The following is a 20,192-nucleotide window of genomic DNA, read 5'->3' as shown; positions in this document are numbered from 1 at the left end:
TAGATGTCGGTACATTTTTTATTTTACTGGTGTTCTAATATATATTTTTCCGCCGCATGAACTGCAATAGCCCCATCAGCGGCTGCAGTTATTACCTGTCTTAGAGACTTAACCCTAATATCACCAACTGCATAAATACCATCTACACTTGTCTGACAATCTTCACCAGTTATTATATATCCCTGTGGATTTAAGTCTACTAGGCCATCTACTAGGCCTGAAGTAGGTATACCACCTATGGCCACAAATAGACCGTCTAATTCTATCTTTCTTTCTGACTGGTCTGTCTTGTCTACAGTTATTACACCTGTTAACTTTTCTTCACCCAGGATTTCCTTGATTGTACTGTTCCATACAACCTCTACATTCGACTCAGCTAGCCTTGTCTGTAGTGTCTTGTTGGCTCTTAGCTCGTCTCTCCTGTGGATCAGGTATACCTTAGATGCTATTCTTGATAGGTATAGGGCATCTTCAACAGCCGTGTCTCCACCACCGTTCACTGCTACTACCTTGTTTCTATAGAAACCACCATCACATGTCGCACAATAGCCCAGGCCCCTACCTGTAAACTTGTCTTCCTTGTCTAGACCCAACTTTCTTGGTGTAGACCCCATTGATAGGATGACTGTCTTAGTTAAGATTTCCTCACCGCCTGCCATCAACTTCTTTGTGCCGTCTTCTAGCACCTCTATTGAATCTACTCCCTTGTAGTCAATCTTTGCCCCAAACTTCTTTGCATGGGCTAACATATCATTGGCTAACTGGATACCATTAGTCTCAGGTATGGCTGGATAGTTTTCTATTTCTGTAGTAGAAACCATCTGGCCACCGTGGAAGTTCTTTTCCAAAATTACTGTATCCAATTCTGCCCTTCCACCGTAAATACCGGCTGTCATACCACCTGGGCCACTACCGATTATTACTATATCATGAACCTTAACTTCACTCATTTTTCTACCTCCAATATTGTCTAATAAAGTAACTTCACTCATACCATACTCTTTATTATAGTATATTTCTTTACTTTATGTATATACTAAATGTATATACTAAAAATTATTCAAAGGACCCTCTTGGCCTGGTTCATATACATGAAGCTTGTCAGAGAACCTATGGTATATTTCCATTATCCTGTTGATATACTTCCAGCAAATCTCTATCTGGTTCCACTGGGAGAATAAAGACCTATCCTCGTCCATAGAAGCCATCAATAACCTTTCATATGCTTCTGGTGTGTTTTGTCTATTTTCCAATACACAACTCTGGCAGAAGTCCATATCAACCTTTTCTATAGTATTTTCTGTTCCTGGCTTCTTTATATTGAAGTCTAGCTTGACACCCTCATCTGGCTGTATCTCTATTACCAGCTTGTTTGACTGGGCACCCCCCGCAGTAGACTTGAAGCTAATCACTACCTCACTCTTCTTCTGTCCCATCTTCTTACCTGTCCTTAGGTAGAAAGGAACTCCCCTCCACCTGTCATTTTCTATGCCTAATTTAAGGGCCACATATGTTTCTGTAGTAGATTCTGGGTCTATCTTGTCTTCTTCTAAATAACCCTTGTACTGGCCCATCACTAGTAACTGGTCTATCTTGTGAGGGTCTTCTATATCCTTTAGTTCCTTGAACAACTTAGTCTGGGCAGCCTTTATGGCTTCAGGCGAGCTATCTGTTGGTCTTTCCATTGCCACTATAGACAGGATCTGGAACAAGTGGTTTTGTACCATGTCAACCATGGCCCCACTCTTGTCATAGTAGCCACCCCTAGTACCTACTCCAACTTCTTCAAAGGCATTTATTTCAACCTTCTCTATAAAATTCCTATTCCATACACCACCAAAGATAGCATTGGCAAACCTTAGGGTCATTATATTTATTATCATTTCCTTACCCAAGTAGTGGTCTATAAAGAATATATTTTCTTGTGAGAAGCACTGCTTCAGGTTCTTATAAATATATTCTGCTGCATCCATAGTGTCACCAAATGGCTTTTCTATTATTACCTTGGCCCCCTTTAAAGGACAGCCTGCCAGCCTAATACCATCAGTTATAAAGCCGAAAATCTTAGGTGGTACTGCATAATAGTAAGTCCACCCGCTCTCTGTCCTGCCATTTACATAGTCCAGGTCAGCTAGTAGGTTCCTATACTGGGCAACCTTAGTCATATCCATCTGGTAGTAGATAATCCTCTTTGAAAACTCAAAAAAGTCTTTATCTGTATACTTTAACCTAGAAAATTCACTAGTCCATTTTCTTATTATTTCAATATAGTCTTCCTTGCTATAGTCTCTCCTACCTACACCAACTACCTTGTAGTCTTCTGGCAGTAGGCCTAGACAATGCAAATTATATAAAGCTGGAAGTAGCTTCCTATAAGCTAAATCCCCTGTTCCTCCAAATATTATTATTCCCTTATTTTTCATCTTCATCTATCCAATCATGATGGAATACTCCATCCACATCTACTCTTTCAAATGTATGGGCCCCAAAATAATCCCTCTGTGCCTGTATGATATTGGCACCTAGTCTTGAAGACCTATACGTATCGACATAAGCCAAGGCTGCTGACATAGCAGTTATTGGAATGCCCCCCATGGCACCAATAGCCACTAGCTTTCTAAGGTCTGCTAGCCTATCATTAATTTCCTTTGCGAAGAAGTCTGTCATCAACAAATTCTCCACATCCTTGTCCTGGTCAAAAGCTGCCGATATATCATTCAGGAACCTGGCCCTGATTATACATCCGCCCCTAAATATCTTTGCTATATCTGCAAAATTCAGGTCCCAGCCATACTCTTTTTCAGCCACACTAAGTAGCTTAAAACCCTGGGCATAAGAAACTATCTTGGAAGCATATAGACTCTTTTTAACCAGGTCTACTAGGTCTTCCTTATTAAGTCCCATAAGGTCTAGAAGGTCTTTCTTGCCTGCAAATTCAGCCTTATTTTCACCTATAATTGTAGACAGCTTAACCCTCTCATCCTTTAGGCCGGACATATACCTGGCATTTAGGGCTGCAGTGATTACCGATACATCAACCCCTAGGTCTATGGCCTCCAGGTTGGTCCATTTACCAGTACCCTTTTGGGCCGACTTGTCTAAAATCTTGTCTACCAGGTAGGATCCATCTGCCTCCTTAACCTTAAGTATATTGGCTGTTATTTCTATCAGGTAGCTTTCTAGCTCAGTCTTGTTCCAGGCCTCAAAGACCTCCTGTATCTGACTATTGTCCATGCCACCTATATCCCTAAGTAGCATGTAGGCCTCACTTATAAGTTGCATATCACCATATTCTATACCATTGTGGACCATCTTGACATAGTGGCCAGATCCACCGGTAGAAATATACTTACAGCAAGCCTCTCCATAGGCCTTGGCTGAGATATCTTCAAATATATCCTTTACATGTCCATAGGCCTCTTTATTACCACTTGGCATGATAGCTGGTCCAAACCTGGCCCCTTCTTCGCCACCTGATATACCAACACCTAGGTAGTTTATCTTCTTGTCCTCCAGGTAGTTGGACCTCCTTATTGTATCCTTGAAATAAGAATTTCCACCATCTATTATTATATCTCCCTCATCTAGGAGACCCATCAGCTGGTCTATAACCATGTCTATTGGCTTGCCTGACTTTATCATTAGAAAGACCCTTCTTGGCCTCTCAAGAGACTTGACAAAGTCCTCTAGGTCATAGGTTGGTGTGAAATTTTTATGTCCATGGTCTCTCATTACATCATCTACAACTGATGTTGTTCTATTGTAGATAGAAACCTTATAGCCCTTGTCTGCCATATTTAGAGCTAGGTTCATACCCATGACAGATAGGCCAATTACACCTATATTATTCATCTATATTCCTCACTTTCGTTTTAATCCTTACTCTTTGTATAAGATTCATATTATTCTTATACACCAAAAGCCAGACATTTAATCATTATGACAAGCCTCTTCCCAGTTTTTTTGAATTCTATTCTCATTAGCCTTTTATCCAGCCCTAAGGTATTCCCTGGGATTCCCCCTACAAATAGACTAGGCCATTCTTTTTATTTTTGGAAGTTCCTCCTTCCATATGGTCTGCCTCTCCCCTCAGAAAACTAGCCCTCTTGATAGAATCATCACCATACTTGGCCCTTATATCGTCCATGGCTGTATATAGCTTTTCTTCTTTACTAGAAAGCTGGTTGAAAAAACTAAGTTGGTTTGAATTTTTTCCCTGGACCTTACTGGTTGCTATGCCTATATGTCTAATAGGCTTACCCCACCAAAGGCTCTTGAAAATTTCACAAGCCGCTTCATAGATATCACTAACCCTATTGGTCCTAAAACCTAGGGATTTTTGGGCCTGGCCCCTCTTAAAATCCCTATCAACCAGCTCTACAGATACGACAGCTGCCGTAGAGTTTTTCCTCCTCAATCTGGCACATACAGTCTCACTAAGGGCCAAAATCCAGTGTCTGGCCTCCTCAAAACTGTATATATCGCTAGATGTAGTAGTTGAATTACCCACAGACCTATTATTGGCAGTTGTTTTCTGGAAGAAGTCATAGCCATCCATACCATTGGCATGGTTGTGGATGACTAGGCCATGCTTTTTAAAGTGCCTCTTCATAAAATTTATGTCTGTATTGGCCAACTGACCTATTGTCTCTATACCCAGACTTCTAAGTTTTTTAGAGGTCTTCCTACCCACGAAAAAGAGGTCTTCAATCGGAAGGGGCCACATCTTTTCCTCTATCTCCGACTGGAAAAGTGTGTGGGTCTTGTCCGGCTTGCTAAAATCACCTGCTATCTTGGCCAGGACCATCTTATCAGAAACACCAACATTTATGGTAAATCCTAGTTCCTCCCTTACCCTCTGGCGAATAGTATCAGCACAGTCCATTGGATTTCCAAAGAGCCTCTGGGTTCCAGTCATGTCCACAAAGGCCTCATCTATAGAATACTGGTAAACGCTTGGAGAATATGTCCTCAAAAAGTCCATCAATAGGTTGGAATACTCTACATAGAGGTCAAAATTTGGTGGAACCAGGTATATGTTGGGACACTTGGTCCTGGCTATACCTACTGGCTCGCCCGTCTTTATACCAAACTTCTTGGCCGACTGACTCTTGGCCAAAATTATGCCACTCCGTCTCTCTGGATTACCAGCTACAGCAGATGGAATATTTATAAGGTCCGGCCCTCCTATATTCATCTTTTTTCTATTGGCTGCCTCCCAACTTAGGTAGGCAGAATTTACATCTATATGAAAAAATACCTTGTCCTTCACCAAAACACCCCCTAAAAAATATAGTTAAAAGAACATATGTTCTTTTAACTATATTTTACACCATACTTGTAATTTAGTAAATATTTCTGGATAGGTAAATAATAAATACTCATAAAAAAAAGAACCCCTCCCAGCAGTTTATCCAAATTGCTAAAAGAAGTTCTAAGCTTAAAACTAAATTATATCCATATTTTTTAAGCTGATATCCAGGGCCTTTACCGAATGAGTCAGGGCACCACAAGATATAATATCTATACCTAAGCCCCTGTAGTCACCTATATTATCTGGACTTATATTACCAGATACCTCAATAAGGGCCTTGCCTCCTATAAGATCTACAGCCTCCCTAATCTGGCCTATAGACATATTGTCCAGCATTATTATGTCACAACCTACATCAAGGGCTTCCCTAACCTGGTCCAGGTTTTCCACCTCTAACTCTATCTTTTTTGAGAAGGATATCTTGGCCCTTGTCTTTTCAACAGCCTGCCTGATACCACCTGCAACGCCTATATGGTTGTCTTTTAGCATGACCATATCAGATAGGTTGTATCTGTGGTTCTTTCCACCACCAACCTCTACGGAATACTTGTCAAATACCCTCAGTCCTGGGGCAGTCTTCCTGGTGTCGGCTAGGCTGACTGATTCATCACCTAGGGCATCCACCATATACCTAGTCATGGTAGCTATACCACTCATCCTTTGAAGGAAGTTTAAGCCTGTCCTCTCAGCCAAGAGCATGGCCTGGGCCTTACATTCAACTATACCAATCTTGTCACCCTTGTAAACCCTATCTCCATCCTTGTGGGAGCAAGTAAACTTTGCCCCTTCATCCAAGATTTTAAAAGACTGGTAAAAGACTTCCAAACCACATACAATCCCCTCTTCCTTGGCTATCAAGTCAGCCCTGGCCATCCTATCCTCATCTATTATGGCATCGGCACTGATATCCTTGTAGCTAATATCCTCAAGTAGACTCTCTTTTATCTTATCAAGCATCCTCATTTTTAAGCCAGTATTCATAAAAATCGTGGTTCCTTTCCTTTATTGTATCCACCAAAATCTTATGGTAGTCAGCAATTATATCATCTATATTTCTAGTTTCTCTATTTTCTTCCATATGGGCCTTGAAGTCTGGCAATGAAGCATTTAGGCCTTCACCACACTTCATACCACAAAAACATGCTTCTAAAAGGGAGTTTGACGCCAACCTATTTCTTCCATGTAGGCCTGTACAAGACGTCTCTCCTATGGCATATAGGCCTGGTAGACTAGTCCTACCATCTATCTGGGCCCTTATACCACCCATATGGTAGTGTTGGCCTGGGCATACGGGTATCATATCCTTCCTGATATCTATCCCCTTGTCCATACAGGCCTGGAAAACCGTCGGAAATCTTTCATCAATCCTTTCCCTATCCCTTATATTTTCAAGTGATAGGTAAACATGGTCAGTCTGGTCCTCCTCCATCTTCTTTCTGATGGCCTTACTGACTACATCCCTAGGAAGCAATTCGTCAATAAACCTATCACCATTAATTCCAAGTAGGATGCCTCCTTCTCCCCTCAGGGCCTCGGTAATCAAACTATGCCTTCCCATAGCCTTATCGTATAGGACTGTTGGGTGTATCTGTATATATTCTAAATTAGAGACCTCCACACCATATTTCATGGCTATAGACAAGGCCTCACCAGATACCGACTTGTAGTTAGTTGATGAATTAAATATACCACCTATACCTCCTGTGGCCAGGACTACTGCCCTAGCATATATATTCTTATACAGGCCATCGACAAATACCCTTATGCCTACCGCTTTATTATCCTCAATTATCAGGTCATAGAAAGTCGTATTTTCACAAGTATCTATATTAGGCCTGGCCTTTACCCTTTCTGCCATAACCTCACACATAGACCTACCAGTGAAATCTCCAACATGGTAGACCCTAGCCGACCTATGTCCACCTTCCTTGTGGAGGCTATAGGTATCCGGGTCAAGCTTGTCAAAATTGACACCATAGCCTGTCAATTCTTCGACTACATCTAAAGATTCATCCAATATGGCCCTGACTACATCCACATCATTCTCATAGTGGCCTGCCTTTAAGGTATCTTCTATATAGTCATCCAGATTTTCATGGGCAAGCTTGGCTGATATACCCCCCTGGGCCAGGTATGAATTGGCCTCTGCCATACTTTTTTTTGATATTAAACATATGTCATAATCAGGGTTTAACTTCAGGGCGCAAGAAAGGCCTGCCGCTCCACTACCAACTATCACAATATCATAAAATTCCTTCATTTAACTCATCTCCATCATCTTTTTAAGGGGCTGACTGGCCCTCTCCATTATGGCTTCATCCAGGACAATCTCTGGTCCCTCATCTACTAATACCTTGTACAAGTTTTCCAGGCTATTCTTCTTCATATCCTCACATGCTTTCATAGAAGTCGGTATAATAAATTCACTCTTAGGTGATACCTTGTTCATCTGGTGCAAAATTCCTTCTTCAGTACATACAATATATCCTGCCTTTTTAGTTTTTTCAACATAGTCCAAAAGGGCCTTGGTAGAACCAACACAGTCACCCAAGGAAACAACCTCACTCGTACACTCTGGATGTACTAAAACATCATAAGCATATTTTTCCTTCAGGGCCTTGACCTCTTCATAGTCTACAAAGTTATGGTACTTGCAATATCCTTCATGGAAGATAAAATTCTTGTCTTGTAGCTTGTCTGCTATATACCTTCCCAGGTTCCTGTCCGGCAAGAAATATATATTCTTATTTGGCAGGCCTGATACTATCTTCATTGCATTTGAAGAAGTAACGCAGACATCACTCTTAGACTTTACATCCGCCTTGGTATTTATATATGAAACTATGGCTACATCATCGTATCTTTCCTTGATTCCATCCAGGTCATCCAAATTGACCATGTCTGCCATAGCACAGCCTGACTCTATATCTGGAATCAATATCTTTTTGTCTGGATTCAATAGCTTAGCACTTTCTCCCATAAAATTGACACCACAAAAACAGATAATTTTATTATCAGCATTTTGAGCATCCTTGGCCAGTTTGAAAGAGTCTCCAACCTTGTCAGCTATATCCTGGACCTCACTATTAGCATAAAAATGAGCTAGGATCAGGACGTCCTTCTCCTCTTTTAAACGTAAAATTTTTTCTTTTAAAACTTCCCTTTCCATATATCCTCCTCAACATATAAGACTTGTTTGGTTTGTACATATCTATATGTATATACACTAACATATACATAATACTATACATATCCTAAAATGTGAATAGGAAAAGGGGAAAAATCTTACGCTCTCCTAAATCATATACGAAAAAAGCCACCCTATTCATCCCTCATATCAAATGAATACAGTGACTTTTTCACTTGGACCATCTTTCGAATCCGGCCCTTGTTTGGTTTTTAGACTTTGTTACGTTCATACGCACACAAGCTTATTATAGCATTAATATATGTCTCTTTAAAGCTTTTTAACCTATTTTTTTCCAGTAGACCCTACCCCACCAAGTCTCTCTTCAGACTTGGGTTGGTCATGGTCACTTATCAGGTATTTTATAAATATTCCCTGGATTACCCTCTCTCCAGCCTTTATGATAACCTCTTCATCAGTCAGGTTCCTAAGCATGAAACCTATATTGCCATCATTGTCTGGATTAGAATAATAGTCTGAATCTATAATACCTGTAGTATTGGCCAAGACTAGACCCCTCTTCATACCAATAGAGCTTCTTACGTGAGTTGTCAATACTTCATCGGCCTCCATATAGGCCTTTATATCAGTGAAAATCACACCTGACTGTCCCCTGGCCGGTATAACTATATCAACCGGTGTACACAGGTCATAACCCGCTGACTTGGCTGTCCCCCTCTGGGGGATAAGTATATTGCAGTCCGGGTGTTTTCTATGTTGATCTGAAACTAGTTCAAAACCTCTCATACATTAAACCTCTTATTCTAATTATTCTATTACATAAGTCTAGCTGGACAAGTCTATTCATCCAGCTAGCAATACTTTTAAAATTTTTCCTAGCTATTTTTTAGGGCTTCGGCCATTTCCTTAGCCATAGCTCTTAGACCTTCATCGTCTTCTTCCTTTAAAGTTCCCTTAGTTTCAACAACAGTTGGAAGAACTTCGAAGTTACCACCTTCAGAAGCAAATTCTGTCAATTCCTTGACAGCTCCACCACTCCATCCATAAGAACCGAAGATTCCTAGGATATGGTTTGATAACTTGTTCATTCTTAAAGTGTACAACAACTGGTTTACATTAGGGTATACAGAGTTGTTGTATGTACAACTTCCTAGTATGAAGCCCTTGTATTTCCATATTTCGCTAAGTATATAAGATACATGAGTCTTAGATACATCAAACACCTTAACGTTACTTATACCTTCTTCTGCCAGGTATCTAGCCAAAGTATCGGCCATTTTTTCTGTATTTCCATACATAGAACCATAAGCTATAACTACACCCTCTTCATTAACCTGGTTGGCTAATCTTATATATTCGTCAATTATCATATTTGGGTGTGTTCTCCAAACAATACCGTGAACTGGACATATAACCTTTATATCTAGGGCTTTTACCTTTTCTAGGGCCTTAGCTGCCTGCTTAGAATACTTACCAACTATATTAGAATAGTATCTTCTCATTTCATCTCTGAAGAAGTCGAAATTCATTTCATCATCAAAGATTGTACCATTTAGGGCACCAAAACCACCAAAGATATCCTGTGAGAACAAGATCTTGTCTGTAGATTCATAACTAACCATAGATTCTGGCCAGTGAACCATTGGAGTATTAACAAAAGTAAGGGTTCTCTTACCTAAAGATAGGGTTTCTCCATCCTTTACTTCAATAAAGTTTTCAGGCTCCATATCCAAGTAGTCCTTAAACATAGCCTTGGCCTTCTTGTTACCAACAAAAGTAAGGTTTGGATATACATCCAAAACTGATAGGTAACAACCTGAGTGGTCAGGCTCCATATGGTGGATTATCAGATAGTCCAGGTCCCTACCATTTAGGTTCTTCTTTAGATTTTCAATAAATCCATTAACCTTAGTTATTTTTACAGTGTCAAGTAGGGCAGTCTTTTCGTCAACTATCAAGTACGAATTGTAGGCTACTCCCTCTGGCAATGGCCACATATTTTCAAAAAGATTTGTATCCCTGTCGTTAACACCAATATAGTACAAGTCTTTTAAAATTTCTACACTTACTGTATTCATGAAATAATTTCCTCCTTCAACAACCACATATTTCAAATTAAATTTAATATACGAACTTCTCCTAGCCTATATTATACAATAATATCACCTATCTGCCAACACAATTTAATAAGTAATAAAATTAGCTATTTTCAATAGCTTTACTTTAAATATAGGCCTAGGAGATTTCCTCTTAGAAGGCTTAATTTTTGCCACCTATAACTATAATTTTTGCCCTTTATCTTGTTAATTTGATTTATAAATTGTATAATTATTATAGTAGATATTTTTTATATATCTACAGATTATGATTAAATATTTATACATTATTCAAGGGGGTATCTACTATGATTAAAGGATTGAAAAAATCACTTATTTTATCTTGTGCCTTAGCCTTTTTGCTACCATCTGTTGCTAGTGCCGATAGGTATGTAACTAGATTTGCTGGAGCCGATAGGTATGAAACGGCCATAGAAGTTCAAGAAAATTATTTTGGCAAGTCATACGCCAGTCAGGCTGTACTAGCACCTGGTAATGATTTTAGGACTGCTCTTTACGGGTCATATATGGCAACAGCCTTAAAGGCACCCTTCTATATTGTACCTAAGTCTGGTATATCCAAGTCTATCCTAAATAGGTTAAAAATCAATGATGTTGATCGTGTCTATATAATGGGTGACTACAAGCTTTTAAATAATTCACTTGAAAAGACTTTAAAGGCAAATAGATTCAAATATAGTAGGTTTTATGATAGGTATGAGGGTAAAGATTTTCTTTCAATCGCTAATGACATGGACCTAACTCTATTCAGTATATTATTTCCAGATATACATTTTAGGGGCGATCTCAGTAATGGCATACTTGTAAATGACCAAAAATTCCCAGACCTATTATCCTCTATACCATTTGTAGCCAAACTAATGAGGGAACAAGGAACTTGTTTTGTAGGATCATATAAACTTAATATGAATGATAATCTTGAAGGTTGGAGGTTTATTATAGGTGGTAATGACTCTATTCCAAAAAAAGTCAAAACTTACCCAGAAGACCTTGACGGATTAAATACACATGATAAAGACTACTTTGGTAAAGGCTCAGACCTATACACAGGTAGGATTTCCGGTCCAGACAGGTATAAAACAGCCGTAGAAATTGCCAAGGCCTACAAGACAGTCCTTAAGCCATATATTAATACTGCTGTTATAGTAGATTCTACTAACTATCCTGATGCCCTTGCCTCTGGTACTGTTGCTAATTTTAGTAATGGAGTTATCCTGCTTACAAGACCAGACAAGCTAAATGAGGATACTAAGGCCTTTATCCAGGCTAATGACATAAAGAATATAATTATAGTTGGTGGTGAAAAATCAGTATCCAAGAAGGTTGAAAATGAGTTAAAAGGCTTATAAGCCCTCTAGCTAAAATATTAATAGGGTTGGTGTAAATCAACCCTATTTTTTCATATCTATTTCCCTTATTGCAAGGCCTTCAATTGACCTAAAAAAATCTATTTCAGTCTTGTCATGGGTAACAATAATTGCAGTTTTCCCCACCAGACTTTTACCTACCTGGCCCATTACCAGCTTTTTATTTTCTACATCCAAACCCTTGAAGGGTTCATCCATAATCATTAAATTGTGGGGATATAGGATAGCCCTTAGTATGGCTAAACGCCTCTTCATACCACCACTAAGCTCAGCCACCCTCTTGTGGTCATAGTCTCCCAATCCGAACATATCTAAAAGTCCACCTAAATCTTGGTCCTTGTATTCCAGACCATCTAGGACCATCTTTAAGTTTTTATATAGACTTAGCTTATCACAAAGACAGTCATCCTGGAAGACCACGGATACCTGCTTGTCCTCCATGCCACTTATACTACCAGACTGGTAGACTTCCAGCCCCATCAAAATCCTTATAATAGAAGTCTTACCTATACCCGACTCCCCTGTGATAAAGGTAACTGTACCCTCCTGAAATTTGGCTGTAAAGTCTTTAAGGACTTCCTTGTCTCCATAGGCCTTATTTATTTTTTCCATCAAAATATTCATAATATCACCTACCCAAAAAAGCTTATATAGACAGCCTATCAACCAGCCTGTCCATCAAGGCCATAAAGACCTTCCTAAAGGCCACACTCAAAACTATAATAACCAGGGTCCAGGCAAATAAGTCGCCCGTACTAAGATATATCTTTGCCTGGTAAAGTTTCTCACCTATAGACATATTTGGCATACCTATTACTTCGGCTGCAATACCAGACTTCCAACATAGGCCCAAGGATACATAGGTTGCAGACTTGAGGTGGGGATAAACTTCAGATAGGTAAATATACCTGATTATCTTGGACCTCTTCATCTTAAAAACCTTGGCCAGGTCCATGAATGATGAGTCTATACTATCTATACCGGTCAAAACATTGGTATAGATTATAGGCAAGACCAACAAAAATGATATTAAAACTGATAGGTTTCTTGATGACACCCATATTAGACATAGTATGATAAAGGAAACTACAGGTATTGCTTGAATTGTAGCCATTAGGGGTTGGATTAAGACCCTAAAAGCCCTAAAGTTTGCCCCTAATAGGGCCATGCCAATACCTAATATAAAGGCTAAAAAGAAACCAAGGCTAATCTTAGAAAACGAATACCACACCGTCTTCCAAAAGTCTGCTTCCAGAGAAAGGTGTCCCAACCTGGATAAAGCAGAAAGAGGAGATACTAAAAGTATCTCCTGCCCCATCAAAGAACTGACTAATTGCCAAATTGACAACCAAAAGGCTATAGCCAGTATATATAATTTACTATTTCTTTTGTACATAGTAGAAATCGTCAGCAGGCATCTTGCCTCCTATAGATTTAGGATTTGCCTCAAATAGGACCTGTAAATACCCACTCAACTTGTCCTTCATATCAGACCCGTCTACATAGGTAATATTACACTGTGGTATAGCCTTCTTGGCAACTGCTGCAGGAACTATATCATTTTCTTCTATTAACTTGGCTGCATCATCAATATTATCATTAGTATAGTCTATTGAAGCCTTATAGTCAGCCATAAACTTCTTAATCTTTTCAGGATACTTGGCTGCAAAATCCTTGTTTACAACTACTACACCTGTAATCATTGTGCTCTTAGCATTCTTACTTGCCTTGTCCCACTCCTTCGTTAGGTCTAAGGCTGGTCTTAAGCCCTTGTTTTTTAAACTGGCAACCGTTGCAAATGGCTGTGGTAAAACTGCCAGACCAGACTTGTCATTAAGCAGGGCAGCCAGGGCCTCTGTATGCTCAGACTTGTACTCAACCCTTAGGTCTGTATCCGGGTTTAGGCCGTTCGCCTTAAGTATATAGTTAAAGGCATATTCTGGCACAGCCCCCTTACCGCTTGAGTAGACTGTCTTACCCTTTAGGTCGGCAATAGACTTTATAGTGTCTCCATTTTCCATCAAGTATAGGACTCCTAGGGTATTTATAGCTAGGACTTGAAGCTTACCCTGACTCTTGTTGTAAAGGATAGATGCCAAATTTGATGGCAGGGCTACTATATCAAATTCACCCTTTAAAAACTTTGGCGCTATCTCATCCGGTGAACTAGCTATTGTAAAGTCATAATCCTTTTCCTTTGCATCCTTTTGATCTGCCATCATCTTTACCATACCCATACTGGTAGGTCCCTTCAGGGCTGCAACCTTCGCAGTAACAGCAGGTTCACTTGTCGTTTTTTCCTTTTGTCCACAAGCAGTCAAACCAGTAATCACTAGTAGGGCTGCTAAAAAAACCGCTAATTTCTTTTTCATCTAAGTCACTCCTTTATCAAAAATATTAATAAGTTCCTAATTGAAATAATATCACAACTAGCTATTGTTTTCAATATATTTCCAACTTAATATTAGACCCTATTAATACATGTAAGCTGGTAGGCAATCCTTGGATGGCCCCATTATTGAATCAAGTTCAACTAATTTTGCCCTTCTTATTAACATATTTGCTCTCCCTAATGCTTTATTTAAGCAAAAAGTCCTTAACTGAACAATTAAAGTCTCTAGGATTTTCCTTGGCCACAAAATGGTCACCCTCTACAAATTTCAAGCTTGCCTTCTTTATTTGACCGGCAATAAGCTCAGTATGGTCTTTTTTAACCAAGTCCTCAGTTCCAGCAATCACAAGTGTTTCTGCAACTATATTATCCAACTCTTGCCTTGTTATATTAGGGTCATTTACCATTAGGCCAAGCATCTCCATTTTTGCCCTTGCTTTTTCACTCTTATCTGAGTCTCTTTTTGCTGCTTCATAGGCATTTTCAATCGGTGTTTGAACATCCGGCTCTATACCCTGGGTATCCAGATTTCCACCATTCAAGACTAGCTTCAAGACCCTTTCAGGGTACTTGGATGCAAAACACATGGCTATATTTGCCCCATCAGAAAAACCAAGTATATTGGCCTTTTGAATATTCATCCTATCTAAAAATACCAATAAGTCATCGGCAAACTGCCTGATTGTAAAGGAAGCCTCACCCCTTGGTGTCTGGCCATGTCCCCTTGTATCAAGAGCTAGCACCCTATAGTAGGAAGAAAATTCGTCTATCTGGTTTACAAAATAGGTAGAATCTTCCCCATTTCCATGAAGGAGAATCAATGGCTCTCCCTGCCCCTTTTCAATATAATAATGCTTAATATCCATAATATCACCCGATCCCCCTCAGGCCTATACTCTTTCACCGTACCTAAGGGCCCTTCTCATTTCTTGGATTTTCCTATCCATTTCTTCTAGTTCTGACAACTTCTCCTTTTCTTCCTGGCTAGTTTCAATTATCTTAAAGATACCACCATTCTGGATAACTATTCTCCTATCTGCCAATAGGGCAAGGGTAGGATCATGTGTTGCCATTAAGACTATCTTATCAGATGATACCAATAATTCCAAGGCCTTTTTCCTATCTATACCTGCATTTTCTATTTCATCTATCAAGACTATTGGTGAAGATGATAGGATGGCAGTATCTGCTATCATCAGGGCCCTAGATTGGCCACCACTCAAGGCAGTTATCTGGGTGTCCATCTTGAACTGTTCTCCAGCCAGCTTGTTGGCCTCTTCTATTATCTTGTCCACTGTCTGGTCAATATCCTCTACCATCCTGGACCTTGCATGTAATTCTAGGAAGTCTCTTACAGACAGGTCCATTACAAAGTTCATGTTCTGTGATAGCTGGGCTACCAGCTTGTTGTTTGAAGAAAATCTCCACTTCTTGTCCGGATATTCTCCATTTATCATTATAGTCCTCTTAGTAGGTGTGTCACACTGGGCAGTCCACTCTATGTCGGCCAAAAGCCTTGACTTACCTGAACCAGTTGGCCCAACTATTGCTATCATTTCAGACTTTTTTATATCTAACCTATCAAAACCTTCCTTGTTACCAGACTTGTCCTGGCCTGGTATAATAGTCAATACATCTACGGTGTTGGCATCCTCTATACCCAAAAAGGACTTCATTTGCTTGATGTACTCTACCAGGTCTATTGTCATCTTGTTAAGGTCCAGGGCCATATCCTCCACTTCCTCTAGTGAAAAATGGTCCAAAAACTCTATAAAGGTCTTGTCCTCAAAACCTGCAACATCCAACTTATTTTCTTCAAAATAGGACTCTACAAAAGGATACTTTTCTAAGATGTCCGCAATTTTCAACTTTTCTATTTCATTCATTTTAATTCCTCCATCCCCTACTTGTCCTCTAGGTCCATTTTTCTTACATTACCCATCTGGTACTGTTCGCCTATCCTGGTTTCTCCTAGGCAGTATGAACATAGGGCAGATGGCATTGGAAATCTCAACTTCATACCCTTAACTGTAGATATTTCCTTTTTTTCGTCCATTAGTAGGGTACTTAGCTCATAAGTTCCCTGGCCAGTAAGTCCATTTACATGCATAGTTATGGCAGTCGGATTTACTGAATTTACCTTTGATGCAAAAACTTCCCTCTCTGCCTGGGATACTATATCTCCCTTTGTGATTATTACTATATCTGCAGCCTTTAACATAGGCCCTATCTTCTTTGGTGTATTAATACCTGAAAGGTTATCGATAACACACACACCCTTTATTTCCTTGATATATGGGGAACACCTGTTGCAAAGACCTGCTGACTCTGTTATAAGTAGGTCCAGGTCATTATCTGTACCCCACTTTACTACCTCTTCGATATTTGATACGAAGAAGTGGTCTGGACAAAGGGCCCCTGATAGGCCCTTTCTCACTGGGACACCAGCCCTTTCATATAGGGCGTCATCGTCTGTATATAGGCAGTCAAACTTGACTACCCCTACCTTTATGCCCTGTTGTTTCAAGGCGTCTATTGTCTTTATAATTACACTGGTCTTACCTGATGAAGGAGGACCAGAAAATACTACTAGATTCATAATTATCCCTTTCTCTTAAATAAGCAGTCTATCTCTATCTGGTTTTTCTCAAACCTACTTTAGGATATCCTCATTGAACTTGGCTTCCAAGTCTCTCAACAAGGCACCTATATCCGTCTTTTCTATAAAGTCCCAGCCTACCCACTTAAACTTCTGGTCTGGGCTTAGGCCATTGTCTACCAGCTTGTTTGTTGATGGGAACTTACCATTGGCTGAAAACACCTTACCAACTGCTTCTGACATAAAGAAGTCTATTATTGGTTGAGTCTTTTCCTTCTTATCCTTCTTGGCTATCATAAAGATTGGACTGATTACTGCCCCATCTTCAGGCCAAACTGCCACCTGGTTATTGCCCTGGATCATCTGGGTAAAGAAGTATGGTATTATACTTACTGCTGGATTTTCTGACTTGCCCTTGGACTTAGCCTTTACCATCTGGGCTGGGTGTAGGCTCTTCTTATATGATCTGGCCAACCTGGTGATACCATCCATACCATATTCCTTGTATAGGTTAACCACCAAGGCATTGAATAGGTCCAGGTCTCCCATTGGAACTGCTACAGAGTCTTCAAATTCTGGACTCAAGATGTCATCCCAAGTCTTAGGGACCTCCCTGCCATTTAGCTCGTCAAGGTTTACCAGGAATACTGCTGGAACTACACCGGTTATAAGGTACTTCTTGCTAGGGTCTCTCAAGTCAATATAGTCATTACAGAAGTCACTGTTCATCTCATCAGTAGCCGCCTCAAATACATCCTTGTCCAGGTACTGACCCATCAATTCCCTATCAAAAAACAGGTCAAAACCTGCTGACATCAGTATATCAGGTATCTGGTCTACATCACCAGTCTTAACCTGGTCCTTAATCCAGTCAAGGCCTAGGTTGGCAGACTTTAATTCATAGCCAATCGAGTAGGCATACTTGTCCCTATTGTCCTTTAGCCACATCTCAAAACCTTCCAGTAGGGGAATCCTTATAGGACAAGGTAGGACACCTTCTACATTTATATCTGACCTGGATATCTTTATTTCTTCTATTAGGTCCTTATCCACACTTGTAGACTCACTTTCCAGGTATGAAACCAGCCTTTCTTCATAAAGTTCTAAGTTCATCCTCTTTAGTTTAAGGGCCATTGACAGGCTGACAGTTTTGGCCATCTTATCAAATATAGACTGGTCCATAAACTGTTCAAACCCGTTGGCTGTCAAGAATTCTAGAGCCCTTGGATTCTTTTCTACTATATCGTATATCTTGTCATTTATTGAAAAATACTTGTTCATAAAACTACCTCCTAAGTTTAATTGTTCTAAATCTTTTATATACTTTTTGTCTTATATTTTCTACTTATATTATCCGCTATTTATAATATACACCAAAAAAATCAAAAACAACATTGCAAATGCAACCAAATTTCATTTTTATAAAAATAGGGGATACAAGCATCTTATAAACATAAGAACTTGCACCCCTCTAATCACCCGTGATGGACTATTATCTATCCCTCTTTAGTAACCGGACTTTTTCGTAAAATTCCTCACCCTAGATAGGGAGAAGATTGCAAATATAAGTATTAATATGGTAAATGCGCTCCTGATTTGAGTTCCAAGACCTAAGCTTAGGACAAAGCTTAGTAACATTACCATTGCAAAGCATACAATAAATATTAAAAATGTAAGTACAAAGACTAAGGCCTTGTTTAACCTACCATATATATCAGATACATTTTGCCAGTCTGTTACAACATTTTTAAAGTCATAAATCAACCATAATGAAGATATTGATAGGCATAGTATTATATATAAGACAAGGGCATAAACTATATCAAACACCGGTATGCCTACATATATATAAACCCCTAATATCAATATCATAGGAAGTATGGAATTGATACCTGTAGATATTATTAACTTGGACATAAAGTATTGTTTCCTGCTAATAGGCAGACTCTTTATGTAGTAGTAGTTTTCCCTGTCCAAAGATACCACAATACTTGACAAAGTAGTTGAAAATGCATTAATAAATATAGCTACTACAAGTGCTATTATGACTGCTGCCATTCCACTATTAGTCCTTATTAATTCTAGTGTTGCGGCTTCTTTCCTAATATCCATTAAAACAGGTAGAAACAAGAATATAGGCATGGCACAATTCATAACAATTGATTGTGTGATTACAGTAGGCTCATTAATCAGGCTAAGATTATACTTGAATAGACTAAACCCTAAACCAGATGCTTGTCCCTTCTTATCTTCCTTTGTCTGACTAGTTTCATTGGCTAGGCCAAGTCCTATTCTTGCTTCACTTCCATTTTCACTTCCTATACTAAAATCACTGATGCTTTCTAAGGCCACTTTATTATGGCTGGCTTCCATATTTTCCTTGGCAGGCCTCTTCTTTTGACCAGACCCATCCTGTATCTTCCTTATATAGTCGTAAAACCTTCCATTTACAGACTTCATTATAAGGGCATATATACCCAATATAACTAGACTTAGGACAAGTATTAGTCCAAGGTTGCCCATGTGCGACTTTGCCAGACTTGATATAAAGCCATACTCCACTCGTCCTTCAATTTGAGAGGATAGAATCCTTGCCTTAGATGTGGTTTGCAAGAAGACTATTATGGATATATTAGCCAGAGTTGCCACTATGTTTATTGCAGTTATTATGCCGTTTTTAAACTTGGATAGGACTGAGGTCTTAGCTAGCCCCTCCATCAAGATCATATTCACTATAACTACAAGAGAGCCAGCCAAGACAAAGTCAAGAAAACCATAAAGTATGGATATATAACCTAAGCCCATTTTAAATCCATAAATGCTTGTTATTGACCATATAGGTATGGCCATCTGGATAGTAGCTATAGCTACTACAGCCATCTTTGCCCTGTAGACCAAACTTTCTTCTATTGGCAGCGACATATAGCCCTCAATATCCTTACTGTTGTAAAATACATTAAAGAAATATGTAAATGTCTGAAGTATACACAATAAGAAAAATACCAAGATGGTATAGTCTAAATAATAGGGTGCCTTATTAAGGGGTATAACCAAAAATATCAATGTATATACCACTAAGACAAAAACACTAGACATTAAATATGACTTCATCAATAGGCGCCTAAATATATCTTCTGGAGTATCTCCATATTGTTTTTTCTTCATAGCATTGGCTGTTATAGTGGGATTCGCATAGAGCAAGTTAAAATAGAAAACCTGCTTAAAAATAGGGTTTTTAAAGTTCTTGAACATAGT

At 39.3% G+C, this 20,192-nt stretch carries 18 protein-coding genes; 1 reads left to right on the top strand and 17 read right to left on the bottom strand.

The window, feature by feature from the left end:
- Nucleotides 1-23: 23 nt before the first annotated feature.
- The 9 genes from trxB to HMPREF0634_RS08410 form a co-directional block, all read right to left on the bottom strand.
- Nucleotides 24-950: a thioredoxin-disulfide reductase gene (gene trxB / locus HMPREF0634_RS08450; RefSeq protein WP_007790995.1), complete on the bottom strand. Its 927-nt coding sequence runs from the start codon at nt 948-950 to the stop codon at nt 24-26.
- 99 nt (nt 951-1,049) lie between these two features.
- On the bottom strand, nt 1,050-2,423 hold the full coding sequence (gene zwf, locus HMPREF0634_RS08445; RefSeq protein ID WP_007790929.1) for a glucose-6-phosphate dehydrogenase: 1,374 nt from the start codon (nt 2,421-2,423) through the stop codon (nt 1,050-1,052).
- A complete protein-coding gene (gene gnd, locus HMPREF0634_RS08440; RefSeq protein ID WP_007791115.1) occupies nt 2,413-3,852 on the bottom strand; it encodes a decarboxylating NADP(+)-dependent phosphogluconate dehydrogenase in 1,440 nt (479 codons plus the stop codon). The genes zwf and gnd overlap by 11 nt, the downstream gene beginning before the upstream one ends.
- A gap of 169 nt (nt 3,853-4,021) precedes the next feature.
- A complete protein-coding gene (locus HMPREF0634_RS08435) occupies nt 4,022-5,272 on the bottom strand; it encodes a DNA polymerase Y family protein (RefSeq protein ID WP_007791084.1) in 1,251 nt (416 codons plus the stop codon).
- Between the two features lie 174 nt (nt 5,273-5,446).
- Complete coding sequence (gene nadC, locus HMPREF0634_RS08430; protein WP_040565935.1) at nt 5,447-6,295, bottom strand: carboxylating nicotinate-nucleotide diphosphorylase; 849 nt, start codon at nt 6,293-6,295, stop codon at nt 5,447-5,449.
- Nucleotides 6,264-7,574: an L-aspartate oxidase gene (locus tag HMPREF0634_RS08425; RefSeq protein WP_007791016.1), complete on the bottom strand. Its 1,311-nt coding sequence runs from the start codon at nt 7,572-7,574 to the stop codon at nt 6,264-6,266. Before HMPREF0634_RS08425 ends, nadC begins: the two co-directional genes overlap by 32 nt.
- Complete coding sequence (gene nadA / locus HMPREF0634_RS08420; RefSeq protein ID WP_007791055.1) at nt 7,575-8,483, bottom strand: quinolinate synthase NadA; 909 nt, start codon at nt 8,481-8,483, stop codon at nt 7,575-7,577. It abuts the gene before it with no gap.
- Between the two features lie 303 nt (nt 8,484-8,786).
- Nucleotides 8,787-9,248, bottom strand: coding sequence for a dCTP deaminase/dUTPase family protein (locus tag HMPREF0634_RS08415; protein WP_007790900.1), 462 nt, complete (start codon nt 9,246-9,248; stop codon nt 8,787-8,789).
- An 89-nt stretch (nt 9,249-9,337) separates the two neighbouring features.
- Complete coding sequence (locus HMPREF0634_RS08410) at nt 9,338-10,540, bottom strand: FprA family A-type flavoprotein (protein WP_007790907.1); 1,203 nt, start codon at nt 10,538-10,540, stop codon at nt 9,338-9,340.
- A 326-nt stretch (nt 10,541-10,866) separates the two neighbouring features.
- On the opposite strand from HMPREF0634_RS08410, the gene HMPREF0634_RS08405 reads away from it, so the two are divergent.
- Nucleotides 10,867-11,928, top strand: a complete 1,062-nt coding sequence (locus HMPREF0634_RS08405) for a cell wall-binding repeat-containing protein (RefSeq protein WP_007791059.1) — start codon at nt 10,867-10,869, stop codon at nt 11,926-11,928.
- 42 nt (nt 11,929-11,970) lie between these two features.
- Here the strand turns inward: HMPREF0634_RS08405 and HMPREF0634_RS08400 are convergent, their stop codons facing one another.
- The 8 genes from HMPREF0634_RS08400 to HMPREF0634_RS08365 form a co-directional block, all read right to left on the bottom strand.
- Nucleotides 11,971-12,570, bottom strand: coding sequence for an ABC transporter ATP-binding protein (locus HMPREF0634_RS08400; RefSeq protein ID WP_007791065.1), 600 nt, complete (start codon nt 12,568-12,570; stop codon nt 11,971-11,973).
- A 22-nt stretch (nt 12,571-12,592) separates the two neighbouring features.
- The gene (locus HMPREF0634_RS08395) at nt 12,593-13,342 is read right to left on the bottom strand and encodes an ABC transporter permease (RefSeq protein ID WP_007791037.1); all 750 of its coding nucleotides are present in this window, start codon (nt 13,340-13,342) and stop codon (nt 12,593-12,595) included.
- A complete protein-coding gene (locus tag HMPREF0634_RS08390) occupies nt 13,326-14,318 on the bottom strand; it encodes an ABC transporter substrate-binding protein (protein ID WP_007791019.1) in 993 nt (330 codons plus the stop codon). The genes HMPREF0634_RS08395 and HMPREF0634_RS08390 overlap by 17 nt, the downstream gene beginning before the upstream one ends.
- Nucleotides 14,319-14,523: 205 nt before the next feature.
- Complete coding sequence (locus tag HMPREF0634_RS08385) at nt 14,524-15,204, bottom strand: alpha/beta fold hydrolase (RefSeq protein WP_007790978.1); 681 nt, start codon at nt 15,202-15,204, stop codon at nt 14,524-14,526.
- Nucleotides 15,205-15,228: 24 nt separating this feature from the next.
- Nucleotides 15,229-16,224, bottom strand: coding sequence for an ATP-binding cassette domain-containing protein (locus tag HMPREF0634_RS08380; RefSeq protein ID WP_007790925.1), 996 nt, complete (start codon nt 16,222-16,224; stop codon nt 15,229-15,231).
- Between the two features lie 17 nt (nt 16,225-16,241).
- A complete protein-coding gene (locus tag HMPREF0634_RS08375; RefSeq protein ID WP_007791133.1) occupies nt 16,242-16,937 on the bottom strand; it encodes a GTP-binding protein in 696 nt (231 codons plus the stop codon).
- A 54-nt stretch (nt 16,938-16,991) separates the two neighbouring features.
- Nucleotides 16,992-18,218 (bottom strand): ABC transporter substrate-binding protein, encoded by a 1,227-nt coding sequence (locus tag HMPREF0634_RS08370; protein WP_007791112.1) that lies wholly within the window; start codon nt 18,216-18,218, stop codon nt 16,992-16,994.
- A 225-nt stretch (nt 18,219-18,443) separates the two neighbouring features.
- Nucleotides 18,444-20,189, bottom strand: a complete 1,746-nt coding sequence (locus tag HMPREF0634_RS08365) for an ABC transporter permease (RefSeq protein ID WP_007791101.1) — start codon at nt 20,187-20,189, stop codon at nt 18,444-18,446.
- Nucleotides 20,190-20,192: the final 3 nt, after the last annotated feature.

This window comes from Peptostreptococcus stomatis DSM 17678, from assembly GCF_000147675.1.
In the GTDB taxonomy this organism is placed as follows: Bacteria; Bacillota; Clostridia; order Peptostreptococcales; family Peptostreptococcaceae; genus Peptostreptococcus; species Peptostreptococcus stomatis.
This window is presented reverse-complemented; position numbering and strand designations above follow the sequence as displayed.